The following is an 18,105-nucleotide window of genomic DNA, read 5'->3' on the forward strand; positions in this document are numbered from 1 at the left end:
CGATGTCTGCGCACCTTCCCGTCGGTCAGATTCCGGCCGACGATCTCTATGACGAGGTCGATCGCGAGCGGTGCCTGCCCGAGCCGCCCAAGCGAGTCGATGCGCCGGTGCGGACGGCGTTCGAGCGCGACCGCGCCCGGGTGGTGCACGCGGCGTCGTCGCGACGGTTGGCCGCCAAGACGCAGGTGGTGGGGCCTCAGTCCGACGACTTCGTGCGCAACCGGCTCACCCACAGCCTCGAGGTCGCGCAGATCGCCCGTGACCTCTCGCGGGCGCTCGGCAGCCAGCCCGACATCGCCGAGACCGCGGCTCTGGCGCACGACCTCGGGCACCCACCGTTCGGTCACAACGGCGAGCGGGTGCTCGCCGACCTCGCGAGTTCGTGTGGCGGCTTCGAGGGCAACGCCCAGACGCTGAGGCTGCTGACCCGTCTGGAGGCCAAGGCGTTCGACGGGGACCGCTCGGTCGGCCTCAACCTGACCCGGGCGACGCTCGACGCGTGTACGAAGTACCCCTGGCCGATCGCCGACGCTGCCCCTACCGGGGGCGTGCACGGTGACGGCGTCGAGGTGACTGGCCGCAAGTTCGGCGTCTATGACGACGACCGCCCCGTGTTCGACTGGATGCGTCGGCCTGGCGTGGGCACGCGACGTTGCGTCGAGGCGCAGATCATGGACCTCGCCGATGACGTCGCGTACTCGGTGCACGACGTCGAGGACGCGGTGGTCGCGGGTCGGCTCGACCTGGCCCGCGTGGATCGCGAGGCGGTGTGGGCGACCGTGCGCGACTGGTACCTGCCGGAGGCGGACGACGCCGAGCTCGACGACGTCCTCGACGAGCTCGAGGCCGTCGCCAGCTGGCCGCAGCACGAGTACGACGGCACGCGACGTGGCCTGGCTGCGCTGAAGAACCTCACCAGCGACCTGATCGGTCGCTTCTGCGGAGCAGTCCAGCTGGCGACGTTCGCATCGACCGAGGGACCCCTGGTGCGCTACCGCGCCGACCTGGTCCTGCCCGAGCGCACCCTCCTGGAGATCGCGGTGCTCAAGGGGATCGCCGCCCGGTACGTCATGCAGGCCGCCGACCGCGTTGACCTCTTGAGCCGACAGCGCGAGCTGCTGTCCGAACTCACCACCGAGGTCTGGAACCGCGGCGAGAGTGCGCTGGACCGTTCGTTCGCCGCCGACTGGGCGACGGCCACCGACGACGCAGCGCGCCTGCGGGTCGTCATCGATCAGGTGGCGTCGCTGACCGACGCCAGTGCGGTCGCCTGGCACGCCCGGCTGCTGCCGTCGTCCCCAGCCTGACGTCGCGACCGCGCCGTCTGCCGACGGCGTCACTACACTCCACCGTTGTGGCTGGCCGGTTTCGCGAGGAGGACATCGCCGCGATCCGCGAGAAGGTCCGGATCGACGAGCTGATCGGCGAGTACGTCACGCTCCGCAACGCCGGCGGCGGCTCCTCGAAGGGGCTGTGCCCCTTCCACGACGAGAAGACGCCGTCCTTCTACGTCACGCCCGCTCGGGGTTTCTTCCACTGCTTCGGTTGCCAGGAGACCGGCGACGCCTTCTCGTTCCTGATGAAGATGGACGGTCTCTCGTTCGTCGACGCCGTCGAGCGGCTCTCGGACCGGGTGGGACTCCAGGTGCGCCGCGAGGAAGGCGACGGACGCGACGACCGTCCCAAGGGCCCGCCGCGACAGCGGTTGATCGAGGCGAATCGCGCCGCTCAGGAGTTCTACGCCGAGCAGTTGAACGGTCCGGACGCCGTGGTCGGGCGGCAGTTCCTCCACGAGCGCGGCTTCGATCAGGCCGCCGCGCAACTCTTCGGTGTCGGCTTCGCGCCGCGAGACGGGGAGGCGCTGCTGCGGCACCTGCGCGGGCGGAAGTTCCGCGACGAGGAGATCGTCGCGGCGGGCCTGGTGAAGATGGGTCGCTCGGCCTACGACGCCTTCCGCGGACGGTTGGTGTGGCCGATCCGCGAGTCGAGCGGGGCGACGATCGGCTTCGGAGCGCGCCGGCTTTTCGACGACGACCGCAACGGGGCGAAGTACCTCAACACCACCGAGACGACGCTGTACAAGAAGAGCCAGGTGCTCTACGGCATCGACCTTGCACGCCAGGCGATCGGGCGCGAGTCGCGCGCCGTCGTCGTGGAGGGGTACACCGACGTGATGGCCTGCCACCTCGCAGGCATCACCACCGCGGTGGCGAGCTGCGGTACGGCGTTCGGCGACGAGCACATCAGGGTGCTGCGCCGGTTCCTCCATGACGACGAGGGATTCCGCGGCGAGGTGATCTTCACCTTCGACGGCGACGCCGCCGGGCAGGCCGCCGCGATGAAGGCGTTCGCCGGGGATCAGCGCTTCGTCTCCCAGACCTATGTCGCCGTCCAGCCGGAGGGACTCGATCCGTGCGACCTCCGCCTGCGCGACGGCGACGAGGCGGTGCGAGCACTCGTCGGTGGGCGGGTCCCGCTGTACCGGTTCGTGCTGGCCAATGTCGTCGGGCGCTACGACCTTGACCGTGCCGACGGTCGGATCGACGCCCTGCGCGAGGGGGCGCGACTCGTCTCGAGCGTGCGCGACCGGGCCAAGGTCGACGCCTTCGCCCGCGAGCTGGCCGGCATGGTCGGTGTCGACGTCGAGCAGGCGCGCGCGGAGGTCCGCCGGGCCGAGCGCCGTGGCCCCGCGGAGGAACAGCCCCGTCCCACCGCCGCGCACGCGCAGCCACCGGCGGAGCCGGCCCCTGCGCCGGTGAGGTTGCCCGATCCACGTGACCCGCGCTTCATGGTCGAGCGGGAGACGCTCAAGCTCGCCCTCCAGCACCCGATGGCGATCGGCCGCACCACTGCGGACGTGCGCCCCGACGATTTCGCGCATCCGCTCTACCGTGCGGTGTGGCGCCTCGTCGAGGCATCGGGCGGCACGGTCGCCGGCGCCTCCGATGCCGCGTGGGTGGGCCGGGTGCGTGACGCGTCGGATCAGCCAGTGGTGCAGACCCTGATCGGTGCGCTCGCCGTCGAGCCGCTTCAGACGCTGCGCGAGCCGGATGCCGGCTACGTGGTGCAGTTCGTGGTGCGTCTGCAGGAGCTCGCCATCCAGCGCCGTATCGAGGATGCCCGCTCGCGCCTGCAGCGCATCGACTTCACCGACGACGGTGGCGAGGGGCAGCGGGTGCTCGCCGAGGTCGCGGCCCTGGAACAGCAGCGGCGTACGCTGCGCGAACGGTTCAGCGGAGGAGCCTGACATGCGAGCACGACGCCCGTTCCGACGTGGCAGCACATCCACGATCGCGCTGCCGCCCGGTGAGCGGCTGCTGGCATCGGCGAGCATCGAGGACGACAGGGAGCTCGGCGGTACCCGTGACGCGCTCTACCTGCCGCGGGACGGCGGTGGTCACCAGCGGCTCGCGTGGGAGGACGTCGAGGCGGCCGCCTGGGACCTCGAGACCTCGGAGCTGGTCGTGAGCGAAGTCGGCACCTGGGGTGAGGCGCGCCCCGAGCACCGCCTCGTCGTGGCCGAGCCCGGCCGACTGCTGGAGCTGGTGCGTGAGCGGGTCACCGCGAGCGTCGTCTACCAGCGACATGTCGCACTCGGTGCCCGTCGCGGTCTGCGGGTGATCGCCCGTCAGGCGCCGGGTCGGCGAGGCGAGATTCGGTGGATCTACGAGTACGACCGCGGCGTCGATCCGGAGGACCCGGAGGTCCGCCTGGCGGCCTCGGAGGCCCTGGTGTCGGCCCAGGAGGAACTGGGCCTCGCCGGCTGACGCCGTCCCCGCGACGACCAGGGGTGTCGATTGGTGCGGTCGTCGTCGGGGTTGCTAACCTTGGCGCCGCCATCCCCTGTAGCTCAACTGGCAGAGCATTCGGCTGTTAACCGGAGGGTTGTTGGTTCGAGTCCAACCGGGGGAGCAGATGCTGGGCCCGATCGCGCGAGCGATCGGGCCCAGCGTGATTTCCGGCCTCGGAGACTCTGGGCTGTTCGGCGTCGCCGTTCAGGGTGCCGGTGTTATTTTGGGCCGTCGGCATGGGCCGGCTCCTGTCTCCCTGCCGTGAGGACCCGATGACCGACGACGTCCCGGCCAGCCGTTCAGCCGGCTCGCGCCGTGCCCCGCGGTCCTCCCGCCGTCCGCGTCGCTCCCGCCCTTCGGGCGGTGCCCGGGCGCTGCGTCCGGCCGCACCGTCGCAGCCGGAGCGTCGGCCCGGCGAGCCGCGACGTACGCGCACGATCGGCGGCACCGTCGGCATGACGGTCCTGGGGGCGTTCGCGCCCGGTACCGGCTACCTCTTCGCCGGACGTCGTGCGCTCGGCGCCGTGGTGCTGATCGTCTGGATCGGTGCGCTCGGCGCGATCACGTGGTACTTCGGGCGCGACGTCGACACCGCTCTCGATCTCGCCTTCGACCCCACCCTGCTCAAGATCGTCGCGGGTGGCCTGGGCGTGCTGCTGGTGGTGTGGGGGTCGATCACCCTGACGTCGCACCTGCTGGTGCGACCACGGCGTAGGTCCCGCACCCACACCGTCGTCGGCTACGTGACGCTGGCGGCCGTGCTGCTGGTCGGCGCTGCGCCGGTGCTCCGCGTCGCCCAGTACGTCCTGGTCACCGCCGACACCGTGGAGACGATCTTCGCCGACGACGTCGAGAGCGCGACGATCCCGACCGAGGCGACCGAGGAGGATCCCTGGGCCGGTCAGGACCGGGTCAACGTGCTGCTCCTCGGTGGCGACGGGGGAGAGGGACGCACGGGGGTCCGCACCGACACGGTGATCCTGGTCAGCATCGACACCAAGTCGGGCAAGACCATCATGTTCAGTCTGCCGCGCAACATGATGAACGCGCAGTTCCCCGACGACAGCCCGCTCCACGACCTCTACCCCGACGGGTACCAGACCGGTCTGGGCGACCCCGGCTACGACATGCTCAACGCGATCTACGGCCAGGTGCCGGTGCTGCACCCCGGTGTCCTGGGCAAGAGCGACAACGAGGGCGCGGACGCCGTCAAGCTCGCGGTGTCGGGCTCGCTGGGCATCCCGGTCGACTACTACCTGCTGGTCAACCTCGCGGGCTTCCGCGCCGTCGTCGACGCGATCGGCGGGATCACGGTCAACATCAACGAGCCGGTCGCGATCAACGGCAACACCGACGCCGGCATCCCGCCGACCGACTACCTCCAGCCGGGGCCCGACCAGCACCTCGACGGCTTCAAGGCGCTCTGGTACGCCCGCGGCCGCTACGGCTCCGACGACTATGCGCGCATGGAGCGACAGCGCTGTGCGATCGACGCGCTGATCGAGGCCGCCGATCCCGTGACGATGCTCAAGCGCTACGTCGAATTGCTCAAGGCCGGCCAGGACATCGTCTACACCGACATCCCCCGGCGTCTCGGCTCGGCTTTCGTGCAGCTGCTGTTGCGGGTCAAGGACGCCAAGGTCCGCTCCGTGGTCTTCAAGACCTCTGACAAGTTCTTCTCTGGCGACCCGGACTTCGACTACATGCACGACCTGGTCCAGAACGCCATCTATCCGCCCAAGAAGGTCGGAGGCAAGGGCCGCGAGCAGCGTCCGGAGGCGGAGAACCCCAAGGACGCCTGTGCCTACCAGCCCGCCGACGGCGCGAGCGTCTCGGCCAGCGACTGAGCGCTCGACCGGGCTCCACTAGGCTGCACACCCCTGGGGCGGTAGCTCAGTCGGTCAGAGCAGAGGACTCATAATCCTTGGGTCGTGGGTTCGAGCCCCACCCGCCCTACGAGCCGGAGCTCCGGTCACAGGTACCGGTCGCGGAAGTCCACGAGCAGAGCGCGCCCCTCGGCCATCGCGGCGGTGAACTCCTCCACCAGCGGGTCGAGTCCGGACGTCGTGCCGGCGGCGCCCTCGAGTTCGAGCGCCCGTGACGACTCCCCGGCGCGCACCAGACCCAGGTTCAGCGCGCTGCCGGTGATCTTGTGCGCGACGGCGCGTAACACGACCGGGTCGCCGGCTGCGATCGCTGCCCGCACGCCGTCCTCGGCGGCTTGGGAGTTGACCTGGAAGTTCCCGATCGCGCGCTGGAGGTAGGAGGTGTCGCCGGGGTCGATCTCGCGCAGCATCTCGAGCCGCTCGACGTCGAGGCTGCCTCTCGGGGCACCTGCGAGCAGGTCCGTCGTGACGGTCGTCGCAGGTGGAGCCTGCGTCGGCTGCTCGCCGCTCTGCACCCACCGATCGAGCAGCGTCGCCAGGGCGCCGGGGTCGACGGGCTTGGTGAGGAAGTCGTCCATCCCCGCGGCGAGGCAACGCTCCCGCTCGCCGTCCACGGCCGTCGCCGTCATCGCGATCACCGGCACGTGTCGGCCCGTCGTGGACTCGCGCTCGCGCAGCGTCCGCGTCGCCTCGTATCCGTCGAGCACCGGCATCTGGACGTCCATCAGGACGACGTCGTAGGTGTTCTTCGCCAGCAGGTCGAGCGCCTCCTCACCGTGCTGGGCGATCGCGACCAGATGGCCCATCCCCCGCAGGATCCCGGTCGCGACCATCTGGTTCACCGGGTTGTCCTCCACCACGAGGACCGAATGCGCGGCAGCGGCGGGCTGGGTGGGCGGGGAGTGCATCAGCGGGGGTGTGCTCACGGGGGCCAACCGGTCCAGGAGCGTCGTCCGGAGGTGATCGCTGGTGACCGGGCGCTGCAACACCACGGGTGCGACGTCGGCGACGGCCGGAGTCGTGTCGTCGCCGAGCAGTGCCAACACGACGGTTCGTCCGAGTCCGGCACGGTGCCCGGCCAGGCCGACGAACGCGTCGACCTCGGAGGCACTGGCGGCCTGCACGACGACGAGCTCGTAGGGGTCCCCGGCGTTCACGGCCTGGCGCAGTGCGAGTACGGCGTGAGTCTGCTCGACGGCCGTCGAGGCGCGCAGGCGCCACCACCCGAGCAGCTCTCGAAGTGCGCGCGCGCGGGACGGCTGAGCATCCACGATGAGCACGCGCCGCCCGGACAGTGCTGCACGCGCATGGTCGTCGAGCGCGTTGGTCACGTGGGAGCTCTGGCCCACTGGCACGGTGAACGCGAAGACGCTGCCCCCGTCGGGGTTCGGCGCGTAGGAGATTCGCCCGCCCATCGCCGCGACGACTGCCCGTGCGATCGCCAGCCCCAGTCCGGTGCCTCCGAAGCGCCGGGTGGTGGAGGCGTCGGCCTGCGTGAAGGGCTCGAAGATGCGGGCGACCTGGTCGGGTTCGATGCCGATCCCGGTGTCGCGCACCTCGAACCGGATCACCACGTCGTCGTCGAGGCGCGACTCGACGCCCGCGTGGAGTTCGACGCTGCCACCCGGGCTGAACTTGACGGCGTTGGAGAGCAGGTTGAGCAACACCTGCGAGATACGCGTGGGGTCGCCGAGCGCGGCGGTCGGGATGTCGTGGTCGCACGCCACGATCAGGTCGACGTGGCGGTCTCGTGCGTTGGCCGCCAGCATCCGCACGACCTGGTCCATCACCGAGCGCACGTCGACCTCGACGCGCTCGATCTCCAGTTGGCCGCCTTCGATCTTGCTGAAGTCGAGCACGTCGTTGATGACGTCGAGCAATGCTCGGGAGGCGACTTGGATCCCGCTGGCGAATCGATGCTGTTCGCCGTCCAGGCTGGTCCGCAGCAGCAGTTCGTTCAAACCGACGATCCCGTTCAGCGGGGTGCGGATCTCGTGGCTCATCGTGGCGAGGAAGTCCGACTTCTGGCGGGATGCCTCCATGGCCGCGTCGCGTGCTTCGGCGAGGCGTCGCGCCGTCTCCTCGCGCTCGGCGACCCGGCTGAGCTGGACGGCGACGTCGGTCACCATCTGCTCGATCATCGCGTGGCGCGTCAGCGGTGGGTCCGAGGTGATCGTCCCGACGGCGTGCACGCTGTCGCCGAGCATGATGGGGAAGGCGATCATCAGCCGTGCCGTGTCCCAGACCGGCCGGCGCGCCTCGCGCGCCATCTCGGCCAGCGCGATCTCCTCGGCGGTCGCGTCGTCGTCGACCGCCAGGAGGTCGCCGTCGGTCGCGCCGTCCGCGCCGGAGGGCTCGATGACGAAGCCGCACGCCCGTCGCCAGTCGTCGTGGGCCACGAGCGCGGGCCGTGCGAGAGCGAGGACCTCGCGCAGGGAGTGCGCCTCGTTGGCGATCGTCGCCACGGTGCGCATGAAGGCGCTCTGGTTGACCTCGTCGCGCAGCGCCGCTTCGACGTCCCGACGTCGGTCGTGGGCGTTCATCGCCTCGGCTCCGCCGCGATGCGGAAACTGTCGCCGACGGCGACCAGCTGGAGGTTCACCGTGTCGACCCTGAGTCCCTTGCCCACCAGGTTGTAGCGGTAGCGATACGTCACGGTGAGCTTCTCCGGATCGGCTTCGAAGTCCAGCAACCTCGGGTTGCGAACGCTGCCCCAGAAGTTCTGGTAGCCCGGACTCCTGCGCTGGAACTCCGGCGTGAGCTGGGCGAATCCCTGCGACGGATTTGAGCTCGCCGTCGCGAGGTAGGACTCGATGAAATTCTCCATCTGTTCGTTGGTCGGAGCCTGCGTGCTCGGGCTCGAAGGTGTGTCCGCGGGGTCGGTCTCCTCGTCCTCGACCCCTTGCGACGTCTCGCTCCCGCGCATCGGTAGAGCGGCGTCCTGCGGATCCGCCTGCACCAGAAGCACCACGATGGCGGTGATGAGCAGCGCCATCATCCCGCCGACGACGAGGGGGAGGGCAGCACGTCGCCGTGAGCCGTGTGACGCGCGCGGCGGGTCGGCCGGGAGGTGATGGGTGACGTCGACCCGCGTCACGCCGGGTGGTCCCGATGCGGGCGTCAGCGGCAGGATCGCTGCTGGCACCTGGTGAGATTGGTCGGCCGCGGCCAGCGCGGCGAGTTGCTGGGCGACCTGGGCCATCGACCATCGCCGCCCTGCGTCTCGCACCATCGTGACGCTCAGGAGTGCGTCGAGGGAGGAGCCGTCGTCCAGGCGCGGGGGCTCCTCGTGCACGATCCGGTACATCGTCCCGAGCACGTCGTCGCCCACCTCGTACGGCGGGCGTCCGACGAGGCCGTGGAAGAGGGTGGCGCCGAGCGACCAGACGTCGCTCGCCGTCGTCGCACTCGCCCCCGAGGCCACTTCGGGAGCGAGGTAGGCGGGGGACCCTGTCACCAGCCCGGTCTGGGTGAGTCCGACATCGGTCAGGGCGCGGGCGATGCCGAAGTCGGTCAGTCGCACGGTCCCGTCGTCGCCGACCAGGATGTTGGACGGCTTGACGTCGCGGTGAACGATCCCCTGCTCGTGGGCCGCGGCGAGGGCCGCAGCGCAGCGTGCGAGGATCGGGACGAGGACGGCCGGTGGCACCGGACCCTGACTGCGCACCAGATCGGCCAGGCTCTGTCCGGCGACGTACTCCATCACCAGCCAGCGCTGGTCGCCGTCCTCGACGAGGTCGAAGACGCCGATGATGTCGGGGTGGGGGAGCGCGGCAGCCAGGCGGGCCTCCCGCTCGGCGCGGACCGCGTTCTCGGAGGCATCGCGGTCGGGGGCGGCGCCGACCCGCTTGATCGCGACCGGTCGATCCAGCACGGAGTCGTGGCCTTGCCAGACCGCGCCCATCCCGCCTCGACCGATCTCCCGGTCGAGGCTGTATCTGCCACCGATCACGTTCAACGTCCTTCCCGCCGGGATCCACGGTAGAGCGTCGTCCAGGTGGGATCCCATCCACACGGGGGAGCGTGAGATACGGCAGGCTGGACCCACAAGAAGACGCGCGACGATGAGAGGCACGACGACGTGACCGTGGATTCAGCCCTGCTCGGTGACCTGGAGTGGCGCGGGCTGGTGGCCGATAGCACCGACCGCGAGGCGCTCCGAGAGGCGCTGTCGACGAGCAGCGTGCGCTTCTACGTCGGATTCGATCCCACCGCCCCGAGCCTGCACATGGGCAACCTGCTGCAGCTGGTCACTGCTCGTCGTCTTCAGGACGCCGGCCACACGCCCTTCCTCCTCGTTGGCGGGGCGACGGGCATGATCGGCGATCCGCGCGACTCCGGCGAACGGACTCTCAACGACGGTGACACCGTGAAGGAGTGGACCGAACGGCTCCGTCGACAGATCGAGCCGTTCCTCTCCTTCGAGGGGGCGAACGCCGCCACGATGGTGAACAACCACGACTGGACCGCGGACCTCTCGATCATCGACTTCCTCCGCGACGTCGGCAAGCACTTCCCGGTCAACCGGATGTTGGCCCGCGACACGGTGCGCAAACGTCTCGAGGCCGGCATCAGCTACACCGAGTTCAGCTACGTGCTGCTCCAGTCGATGGACTACCTGCACCTGTACCGCACCCACGGCGTCACGTTGCAGTTCGGCGCCACCGACCAGTGGGGCAACGTGACGGCGGGCGCGGAACTGATCCGGCGGTCCGACGGCGGGCACGCCCACGCGTTCGTGACACCGCTCGTGACCAAGGCCGACGGCACCAAGTACGGCAAGTCCGAGGGTGGCGCGCTCTGGCTCGACGCTCAGATGATGGCGCCCTACGCCTTCCATCAGTTCTGGCTCAACGTGGAGGACGTGAAGGTGGGCGAGATGCTGCGTCTGTTCACCTTCCTCTCACACGAGGAGATCGAGGCTCTCGAAGCCGCCCATGCCGAGAAGCCCTTCCTGAGGCAGGCGCACAAGCGCCTGGCCGACGAGGTCACCTCGTTCGTCCACGGGGAGCACGAGACCGCGCAGGCCAGGGCAGCGGCCGCGGCCCTGTTCGGTGGAGCCGACCTGCGGGAGCTCGACACCGCGACGGTGGCCGCGGCGTTGAGTGAGGCGGGGGTGACGCCGATCGAGCGTTCCGCCGAGCTCCCCTCGATCGTCGACCTGCTGGTGTCGACGGGGCTCGTCGCCAGCCGAGGAGAAGCGCGCCGCACGATCGACGAGGGTGGCGCGTACGTCAACAACGTGCGGGTCGAGGGCGTCGATTCCACCCTCGACGAAGGCGACCTTCTCGGTGGCGCGTGGGTGGTCCTGCGGCGCGGGAAGAAGAAGTTCGCCGGCGTCGAGGTGCGCTGAACGATGACCGCGGACGGGCGCTGGCTCGCCTCGCTCGAGGAGCGAGCGAGGTTGGCTCTGCCCGCGCCTGTCTTCGAGTACCTCCACCACGGCGCCGGCGAAGGTCGAGTGGCACGGCGCGCCGTCGAGGCATGGCGCGAGATCGACCTGTGGCCCGGGGTCCTCGGTGACGTCACCGATGTCGACTCGTCGGTGACGATCCTCGGTCGATCGCAGGGCCTCCCGTTCGGAGTTGCTCCGACGACGCTCCAGCGCGCCGTCCACCCCGAGGGTGAAGTCGCGATGGCGCGCGCGGTAGCCGCAGCCGACGGCCTGCTCGTCGTGTCGAGCAACGCCGGCTCGACCTTCGCCGAGATCGCCGCGACCGGTGTGCGTTGGTGGGTCCAGTGCTACCTCCCGCAACGACGCGACCTCGCCGTCCCGCTGCTCGATCGGGCACGCGAGGCCGGGGCCGAGGCTGTCGTCCTGACCGTGGACACCCCGGTCGTGGCGACCAAGTACGCGAGCACTCCGACGGTGTGGGACGTCGTCGACCCCACGATGCTGAGGGTCAACTTCGATCCCGGGTACGAGGATCGTGCCGGGTCGGCGAAGGCGCTGGACCTGACGCGTCACGACGTCGGCTGGCTGTCCGACCTCACCGGGCTGCCGGTCGTGGTCAAAGGCGTGCTGCGACCCGAGGACGCGCACGTCGCTGGTGTGGCCGGTGCCGCAGCCGTCTGGATCTCCAACCACGGCGGGCGGCAACTGGACCGCGCGCCGACGACGGCTCGCGCACTCGCGGCCGTGCGAGCCGAGGTGGGTCGAGACATCGAGCTCTACGTCGACGGTGGCATCCGCTCCGCTCTCGACCTGGTGACCGCGTATGCGCTGGGCGCCGACGCAGTCTTCCTGGGCCGGCAGCCGCTGTACGCCCTGGTGCACGGAGAGCCCGGGGTTCGACAGCTGTGCCGAACGATGCTCGACGACGTCGTCGAGTCGCTGCGGCTGTGCGGCGCAGCGAGCGTGCACGACGTGCGGAGCGCCGCGCTACCCCGGCCCTGACCTGGGCAAACGCGGATGTGGCCCGCGCCACACGCGTTCGATTTGCAAGGAAGCAGGGAAGTGTCTAATGTTCTCGAAGTCGCCAGGGAGCGGCGGAGAACAAGACGGTCAGTCGGGTTCTCGGCCCCAAGGCGGCCACCTTCGGACTCTGAGGAGTCAGATCATCAAGGTGCGCGCGTGAGCGTGACACCAGATCTGAGGATCAGGATCCGGAACCAGTGCCTTCGTGGGCCGAGTGATTCGGTGTGCGCTGAGTGCGTCTGATGTTTGAGAACTCAACAGTGTGTCATAGTCGACGGAATTAGTTTGTATGCCCTGTCTTTTTGATTGGGTTTGTTTTTTTCGGCAATGATTCTGGCAAATGCTTTTTTGTCGGGGTTTGTTTTGCTGGGTTTGATTCTTTCTATGGAGAGTTTGATCCTGGCTCAGGACGAACGCTGGCGGCGTGCTTAACACATGCAAGTCGAGCGGTAAGGCCCTTTCGGGGGTACACGAGCGGCGAACGGGTGAGTAACACGTGAGTAATCTGCCCTTCACTCTGGGATAAGCACTCGAAAGGGTGTCTAATACCGGATACGACGCACGCACGCATGTGCTGTGTGTGGAAACTTTTATGGGTGGGGGATGTGCTCGCGGCCTATCAGCTTGTTGGTGGGGTAATGGCCTACCAAGGCTTCGACGGGTAGCCGGCCTGAGAGGGTGACCGGCCACACTGGGACTGAGACACGGCCCAGACTCCTACGGGAGGCAGCAGTGGGGAATATTGGACAATGGGCGGAAGCCTGATCCAGCAACGCCGCGTGAGGGATGACGGCCTTCGGGTTGTAAACCTCTTTCATCATCGACGAAGTCCAGCTTTTTGTTGGGTGACGGTAGGTGGAGAAGAAGCACCGGCCAACTACGTGCCAGCAGCCGCGGTAATACGTAGGGTGCGAGCGTTGTCCGGAATTATTGGGCGTAAAGGGCTCGTAGGCGGTTTGTCGCGTCGGGAGTGAAATCACTGGGCTTAACCGAGTGCTTGCTTTCGATACGGGCAGACTTGAGGCATTCAGGGGAGAACGGAATTCCTGGTGTAGCGGTGAAATGCGCAGATATCAGGAGGAACACCGGTGGCGAAGGCGGTTCTCTGGGAATGTTCTGACGCTGAGGAGCGAAAGTGTGGGGAGCGAACAGGATTAGATACCCTGGTAGTCCACACCGTAAACGTTGGGCGCTAGGTGTGGGATCCATCCACGGGTTCCGTGCCGTAGCTAACGCATTAAGCGCCCCGCCTGGGGAGTACGGCCGCAAGGCTAAAACTCAAAGGAATTGACGGGGGCCCGCACAAGCGGCGGAGCATGCGGATTAATTCGATGCAACGCGAAGAACCTTACCTGGGTTTGACATACGCCGGAAGCCTGCAGAGATGTGGGTCTCTTTGATACCGGTGTACAGGTGGTGCATGGCTGTCGTCAGCTCGTGTCGTGAGATGTTGGGTTAAGTCCCGCAACGAGCGCAACCCTCGTCCTATGTTGCCAGCACGTTATGGTGGGGACTCATAGGAGACTGCCGGGGTCAACTCGGAGGAAGGTGGGGATGACGTCAAGTCATCATGCCCCTTATGTCCAGGGCTTCACGCATGCTACAATGGCCGGTACAAAGGGCTGCGATCCCGTGAGGGGGAGCGAATCCCAAAAAGCCGGTCTCAGTTCGGATTGGGGTCTGCAACTCGACCCCATGAAGTCGGAGTCGCTAGTAATCGCAGATCAGCAACGCTGCGGTGAATACGTTCCCGGGCCTTGTACACACCGCCCGTCACGTCACGAAAGTCGGCAACACCCGAAGCCGGTGGCCTAACCTCTTGTAGGGGGGAGCCGTCGAAGGTGGGGCTGGCGATTGGGACGAAGTCGTAACAAGGTAGCCGTACCGGAAGGTGCGGCTGGATCACCTCCTTTCTAAGGAGCATGCATTACGCACGCCACGCGATTGGGTGCCCGTTGTGGGTGTCTGGGGTGTTGGTGTGGAGTGGATGTTCGTTGGTGGATCCGTCGATGAAGAGTCTTCCTGTCTGGGTTGGCTTGTTAGTACTGCCTCTTTGTGGGTGTGGAACGCGGGTCTTTCTGGGTGGGTGGGGTTTGGCACACTGTTGGGCCCTGAGGCATCAGGTGCTCGCTCGCTGGTTGCGGGTTGGGTCTGGTTGGTTTCTTGGTGTTTGTGAAGTGGATAGTGGACGCGAGCATCTAGCCCGCCTTGTATCGCATCTGCCCTGGTTTTGTCTGGGTGTGGGTGTGGTGTGGTGGGTTGGTGTTTATATGTAGTGTGTGTCTCTGTTTGCAGCATATTTGTTGTAGATAGTTGTTGTTTGTCACGTGTTGTTGATGCTGGATTCAGCTGGTGCTGTGGCTTGTCTCGTGCCTGCCGGTGAGGTGGGTGTGGTGGTTGGTTGTGGTGTTGGTTGAGTGTTTGTGTTGGCAAGTGTGATAGGGCACATGGTGGATGCCTTGGCATCGAGAGCCGATGAAGGACGTTGGAGCCTGCGAAAAGCCCTGGGGAGTTGGCAACCGAGCGTTGATCCGGGGGTGTCCGAATGGGGAAACCTAGCCGCAGTCATGTGCGGTTACCCGCGCCTGAATAAAATAGGGCGTGTGGAGGGAACGTGGGGAAGTGAAACATCTCAGTACCCATAGGAAGAGAAAACAATAGTGATTCCGCGAGTAGTGGCGAGCGAAAGTGGATCAGGCTAAACCTGTTTCGTGTGATACCCGGCAGGGGTTGCGGGGCAGGGGTTGTGGGAGCGCTCATATCGGTCTGCCGGCTGGTGAGACAGTAAGAAAACACAGATGAAGTTGAAGCCCGTTGGAAAGCGGCGCCGTAGAGGGTGATAGCCCCGTAGTTGTAAGTCTGTGTCTGTCGAGTGATTTCCCAAGTAACACGGAACTCCTGAAATTCTGTGTGAATCTGGCGGGACCACCCGTTAAGCCTAAATACTTCTCGATGACCGATAGCGGACAAGTACCGTGAGGGAAAGGTGAAAAGTACCCCTGGCGGGGAGTGAAATAGTACCTGAAACCGTGTGCCTACAATCCGTCAGAGCCCGGCTGCCCCTTGTGGGTGTTGGGGTGATGGCGTGCCTTTTGAAGAATGAGCCTGCGAGTTTGCGTTGTGTTGCGAGGTTAACCCGTGTGGGGTAGCCGTAGCGAAAGCGAGTCCTAATAGGGCGTTTGAGTAGCGCGATCAAGACCCGAAGCGGAGTGATCTATCCATGGGCAGGTTGAAGCGCGGGTAAGACCGCGTGGAGGACCGAACCCACTTAGGTTGAAAACTGAGGGGATGACCTGTGGATAGGGGTGAAAGGCCAATCAAACTCCGTGATAGCTGGTTCTCCCCGAAATGCATTTAGGTGCAGCGTTGTGTGTTTCTTGCCGGAGGTAGAGCACTGGATAGCCGATGGGCCCGACCAGGTTACTGACGTTAGCCAAACTCCGAATGCCGGTAAGTGAGAGCGCAGCAGTGAGACTGCGGGGGATAAGCTCCGTAGTCGAGAGGGAAACAGCCCAGACCATCAGCTAAGGCCCCTAAGCGGTGACTAAGTGGAAAAGGATGTGGAGTTGCAGTGACAACCAGGAGGTTGGCTTGGAAGCAGCCACCCTTGAAAGAGTGCGTAATAGCTCACTGGTCAAGTGATTCCGCGCCGACAATGTAGCGGGGCTCAAGTCATCCGCCGAAGCTATGGCATTCACACCCGGTTTTCCGGTGAGCCCGTAAGGGTGTGTGGATGGGTAGGGGAGCGTCGTGTCAGCGGTGAAGTTCCGGAGTGATCCTGGGGTGGAGCTGACACGAGTGAGAATGCAGGCATGAGTAGCGAATCACGGGTGAGAAACCCGTGCGCCGAATGATCAAGGGTTCCAGGGTCAAGCTAATCTGCCCTGGGTAAGTCGGGACCTAAGGCGAGGCCGACAGGCGTAGTCGATGGACAACCAGTTGATATTCTGGTACCGGCAAAATAGCGCCCATGATGAGGCCGGTGATGCTAACCATCCGAAGCTGTGCTTACTGATCCCTTCGGGGTGAGGGGGCGCAGTGGAGCATGGGATCCGATCCGGTAGTAGTCAAGCGATGGGGTGACACAGGAAGGTAGCCCAACCACGCCGATGGTAGTGCGTGGGTAAGCATGTAGGGCGGGACCTAGGCAAATCCGGGTCCCTGACTTTGATGTCGAGCTTGAGATGTGATGCCGACCCCTGATGGGGGAAGTGGGTGATCCTATGCTGTCGAGAAAAACCTCTAGCGAGCTATGCGCCGCCCGTACCCTAAACCGACTCAGGTGATCAGGTAGAGAATACCAAGGCGATCGAGTGAACCATGGTTAAGGAACTCGGCAAAATGCCCCCGTAACTTCGGGAGAAGGGGGACCTGATCCGTGAACGGACTTGCTCCGGGAAGCGGTGATGGTCGCAGAGACCAGGCCCAAGCGACTGTTTACTAAAAACACAGGTCCGTGCGAAGTTGTAAGACGATGTATACGGACTGACTCCTGCCCGGTGCTGGAAGGTTAAGAGGACCTGTTAGACCACTTCGGTGGTTGAAGCGGAGAATTTAAGCCCCAGTAAACGGCGGTGGTAACTATAACCATCCTAAGGTAGCGAAATTCCTTGTCGGGTAAGTTCCGACCTGCACGAATGGAGTAACGACTTGGGCGCTGTCTCAACCATGGACTCGGCGAAATTGCACTACGAGTAAAGATGCTCGTTACGCGCGGCAGGACGGAAAGACCCCGGGACCTTTACTATAGTTTGGTATTGGTGTTTGGTTCGGCTTGTGTAGGATAGGTGGGAGACTGTGAAGCATTCACGCCAGTGTTTGTGGAGTCAACGTTGAAATACCACTCTGGTCGTACTAGATGTCTAACCTAGGTCCATGATCTGGATCAGGGACAGTGCCTGATGGGTAGTTTAACTGGGGCGGTTGCCTCCTAAAAAGTAACGGAGGCGCTCAAAGGTTCCCTCAGCCTGGTTGGCAATCAGGTGGCGAGTGTAAGTGCACAAGGGAGCTTGACTGTGAGACAGACATGTCGAGCAGGGACGAAAGTCGGAACTAGTGATCCGGCGTCGGCATGTGGAAGCGACGTCGCTCAACGGATAAAAGGTACCCCGGGGATAACAGGCTGATCTTCCCCAAGAGTCCATATCGACGGGATGGTTTGGCACCTCGATGTCGGCTCGTCGCATCCTGGGGCTGGAGTAGGTCCCAAGGGTTGGGCTGTTCGCCCATTAAAGCGGCACGCGAGCTGGGTTTAGAACGTCGTGAGACAGTTCGGTCCCTATCCGCCGCGCGCGTTGGAAACTTGAGAAAGGCTGTCCCTAGTACGAGAGGACCGGGATGGACGAACCTCTGGTGTGCCAGTTGTCCCGCCAGGGGCACGGCTGGTTGGCTACGTTCGGAAGTGATAACCGCTGAACGCATCTAAGCGGGAAGCACGTTTCAAGATGAGGTTTCCCACCCCTTTGTGGGTTAAGGCCCCCAACAGATGATTGGGTTGATAGGCCGGAGGTGTACAGCAGCAATGCCCAGCCGACCGGTACTAATAGGCCGAGGGCTTGCCTCACAAACCCTCAACCAACACCACAAACAACAACACACACATATTCGTGTACAACACCACCCTGTACTCCGGGGCATGTGTTGATGCCGTGTTCGCGTCCACACCACACACAAACCCCGTAAACCAACACCCCCACCAGATGGGGTGTGTTTCACAGAGTTACGGCGGCCATAGCGACAGGGAAACACCCGGCTCCATCCCGAACCCGGAAGTTAAGCCTGCCAGCGCCGATGGTACTGCAACCGCGAGGCTGTGGGAGAGTAGGACGCCGCCGAACAAACATTCGCCGTAGAGGCCACCGCAAGGTGGCCTCTACGCCATTTAGGGCATGGTCGCTCTAGTCTGGACGCGACGTGTCCGACATATCGAACAGAACAACGGGAACGAGAGGCGGCCATCGTGGCTGAGGACCGGCGCAAGCGCGGCGAGAACCCGCGTGCCCGAGGTGGC

The 18,105-nt window shown here is 65.5% G+C and carries 8 protein-coding genes, 2 tRNA genes and 3 rRNA genes; 11 read left to right on the forward strand and 2 right to left on the reverse strand.

Annotation, left to right across the window (positions count from 1 at the left end):
* The first annotated feature begins 2 nt into the window (after window positions 1-2).
* The 6 genes from KSO97_RS11930 to KSO97_RS11955 all read left to right on the forward strand — a co-directional run bounded on the left by KSO97_RS11930 (window position 3) and on the right by KSO97_RS11955 (window position 5,747).
* Window positions 3-1,307: a deoxyguanosinetriphosphate triphosphohydrolase gene (locus tag KSO97_RS11930; protein ID WP_232679138.1), complete on the forward strand. Its 1,305-nt coding sequence runs from the start codon at window positions 3-5 to the stop codon at window positions 1,305-1,307.
* Window positions 1,308-1,354: 47 nt separating this feature from the next.
* Window positions 1,355-3,247 carry a DNA primase gene (gene dnaG, locus KSO97_RS11935; protein WP_232679140.1) on the forward strand — a complete coding sequence of 631 codons (1,893 nt, stop codon included), beginning with the start codon at window positions 1,355-1,357 and terminating at the stop codon, window positions 3,245-3,247.
* 1 nt (window position 3,248) lies between these two features.
* A complete protein-coding gene (locus tag KSO97_RS11940) occupies window positions 3,249-3,767 on the forward strand; it encodes a hypothetical protein (RefSeq protein WP_232679142.1) in 519 nt (172 codons plus the stop codon).
* A 72-nt stretch (window positions 3,768-3,839) separates the two neighbouring features.
* A tRNA-Asn gene (locus tag KSO97_RS11945) sits at window positions 3,840-3,912 on the forward strand.
* A gap of 151 nt (window positions 3,913-4,063) precedes the next feature.
* Window positions 4,064-5,638 (forward strand): LCP family protein, encoded by a 1,575-nt coding sequence (locus KSO97_RS11950; protein ID WP_232679144.1) that lies wholly within the window; start codon window positions 4,064-4,066, stop codon window positions 5,636-5,638.
* A gap of 35 nt (window positions 5,639-5,673) precedes the next feature.
* Window positions 5,674-5,747, forward strand: a tRNA-Ile gene (locus KSO97_RS11955).
* 16 nt (window positions 5,748-5,763) lie between these two features.
* On the opposite strand, the gene KSO97_RS11960 is transcribed toward KSO97_RS11955, so the two are convergent.
* Together KSO97_RS11960 and KSO97_RS11965 are read right to left on the reverse strand one after the other, a co-directional pair.
* A complete protein-coding gene (locus tag KSO97_RS11960; protein ID WP_232679146.1) occupies window positions 5,764-8,220 on the reverse strand; it encodes a hybrid sensor histidine kinase/response regulator in 2,457 nt (818 codons plus the stop codon).
* Complete coding sequence (locus KSO97_RS11965) at window positions 8,217-9,629, reverse strand: serine/threonine-protein kinase (protein WP_232679148.1); 1,413 nt, start codon at window positions 9,627-9,629, stop codon at window positions 8,217-8,219. The genes KSO97_RS11960 and KSO97_RS11965 overlap by 4 nt, the downstream gene beginning before the upstream one ends.
* Window positions 9,630-9,758: 129 nt before the next feature.
* On the opposite strand from KSO97_RS11965, the gene tyrS reads away from it, so the two are divergent.
* From tyrS to rrf, 5 genes are all read left to right on the forward strand, one after another.
* On the forward strand, window positions 9,759-11,030 hold the full coding sequence (gene tyrS / locus KSO97_RS11970; RefSeq protein ID WP_232679150.1) for a tyrosine--tRNA ligase: 1,272 nt from the start codon (window positions 9,759-9,761) through the stop codon (window positions 11,028-11,030).
* Between the two features lie 3 nt (window positions 11,031-11,033).
* Window positions 11,034-12,074: an alpha-hydroxy acid oxidase gene (locus tag KSO97_RS11975; RefSeq protein ID WP_232679152.1), complete on the forward strand. Its 1,041-nt coding sequence runs from the start codon at window positions 11,034-11,036 to the stop codon at window positions 12,072-12,074.
* A 402-nt stretch (window positions 12,075-12,476) separates the two neighbouring features.
* Window positions 12,477-14,008: ribosomal RNA gene (locus tag KSO97_RS11980) — 16S ribosomal RNA — on the forward strand.
* A 514-nt stretch (window positions 14,009-14,522) separates the two neighbouring features.
* A 23S ribosomal RNA gene (locus KSO97_RS11985) occupies window positions 14,523-17,658 on the forward strand.
* A gap of 157 nt (window positions 17,659-17,815) precedes the next feature.
* A 5S ribosomal RNA gene (gene rrf, locus KSO97_RS11990) occupies window positions 17,816-17,932 on the forward strand.
* Together the 16S, 23S and 5S rRNA genes form the textbook arrangement of a ribosomal RNA operon.
* The last annotated feature ends 173 nt before the right edge of the window (window positions 17,933-18,105 follow it).

This window comes from Nocardioides sp. R-C-SC26, assembly GCF_021246465.1.
Lineage (GTDB): Bacteria > Actinomycetota > Actinomycetes > Propionibacteriales > Nocardioidaceae > Nocardioides.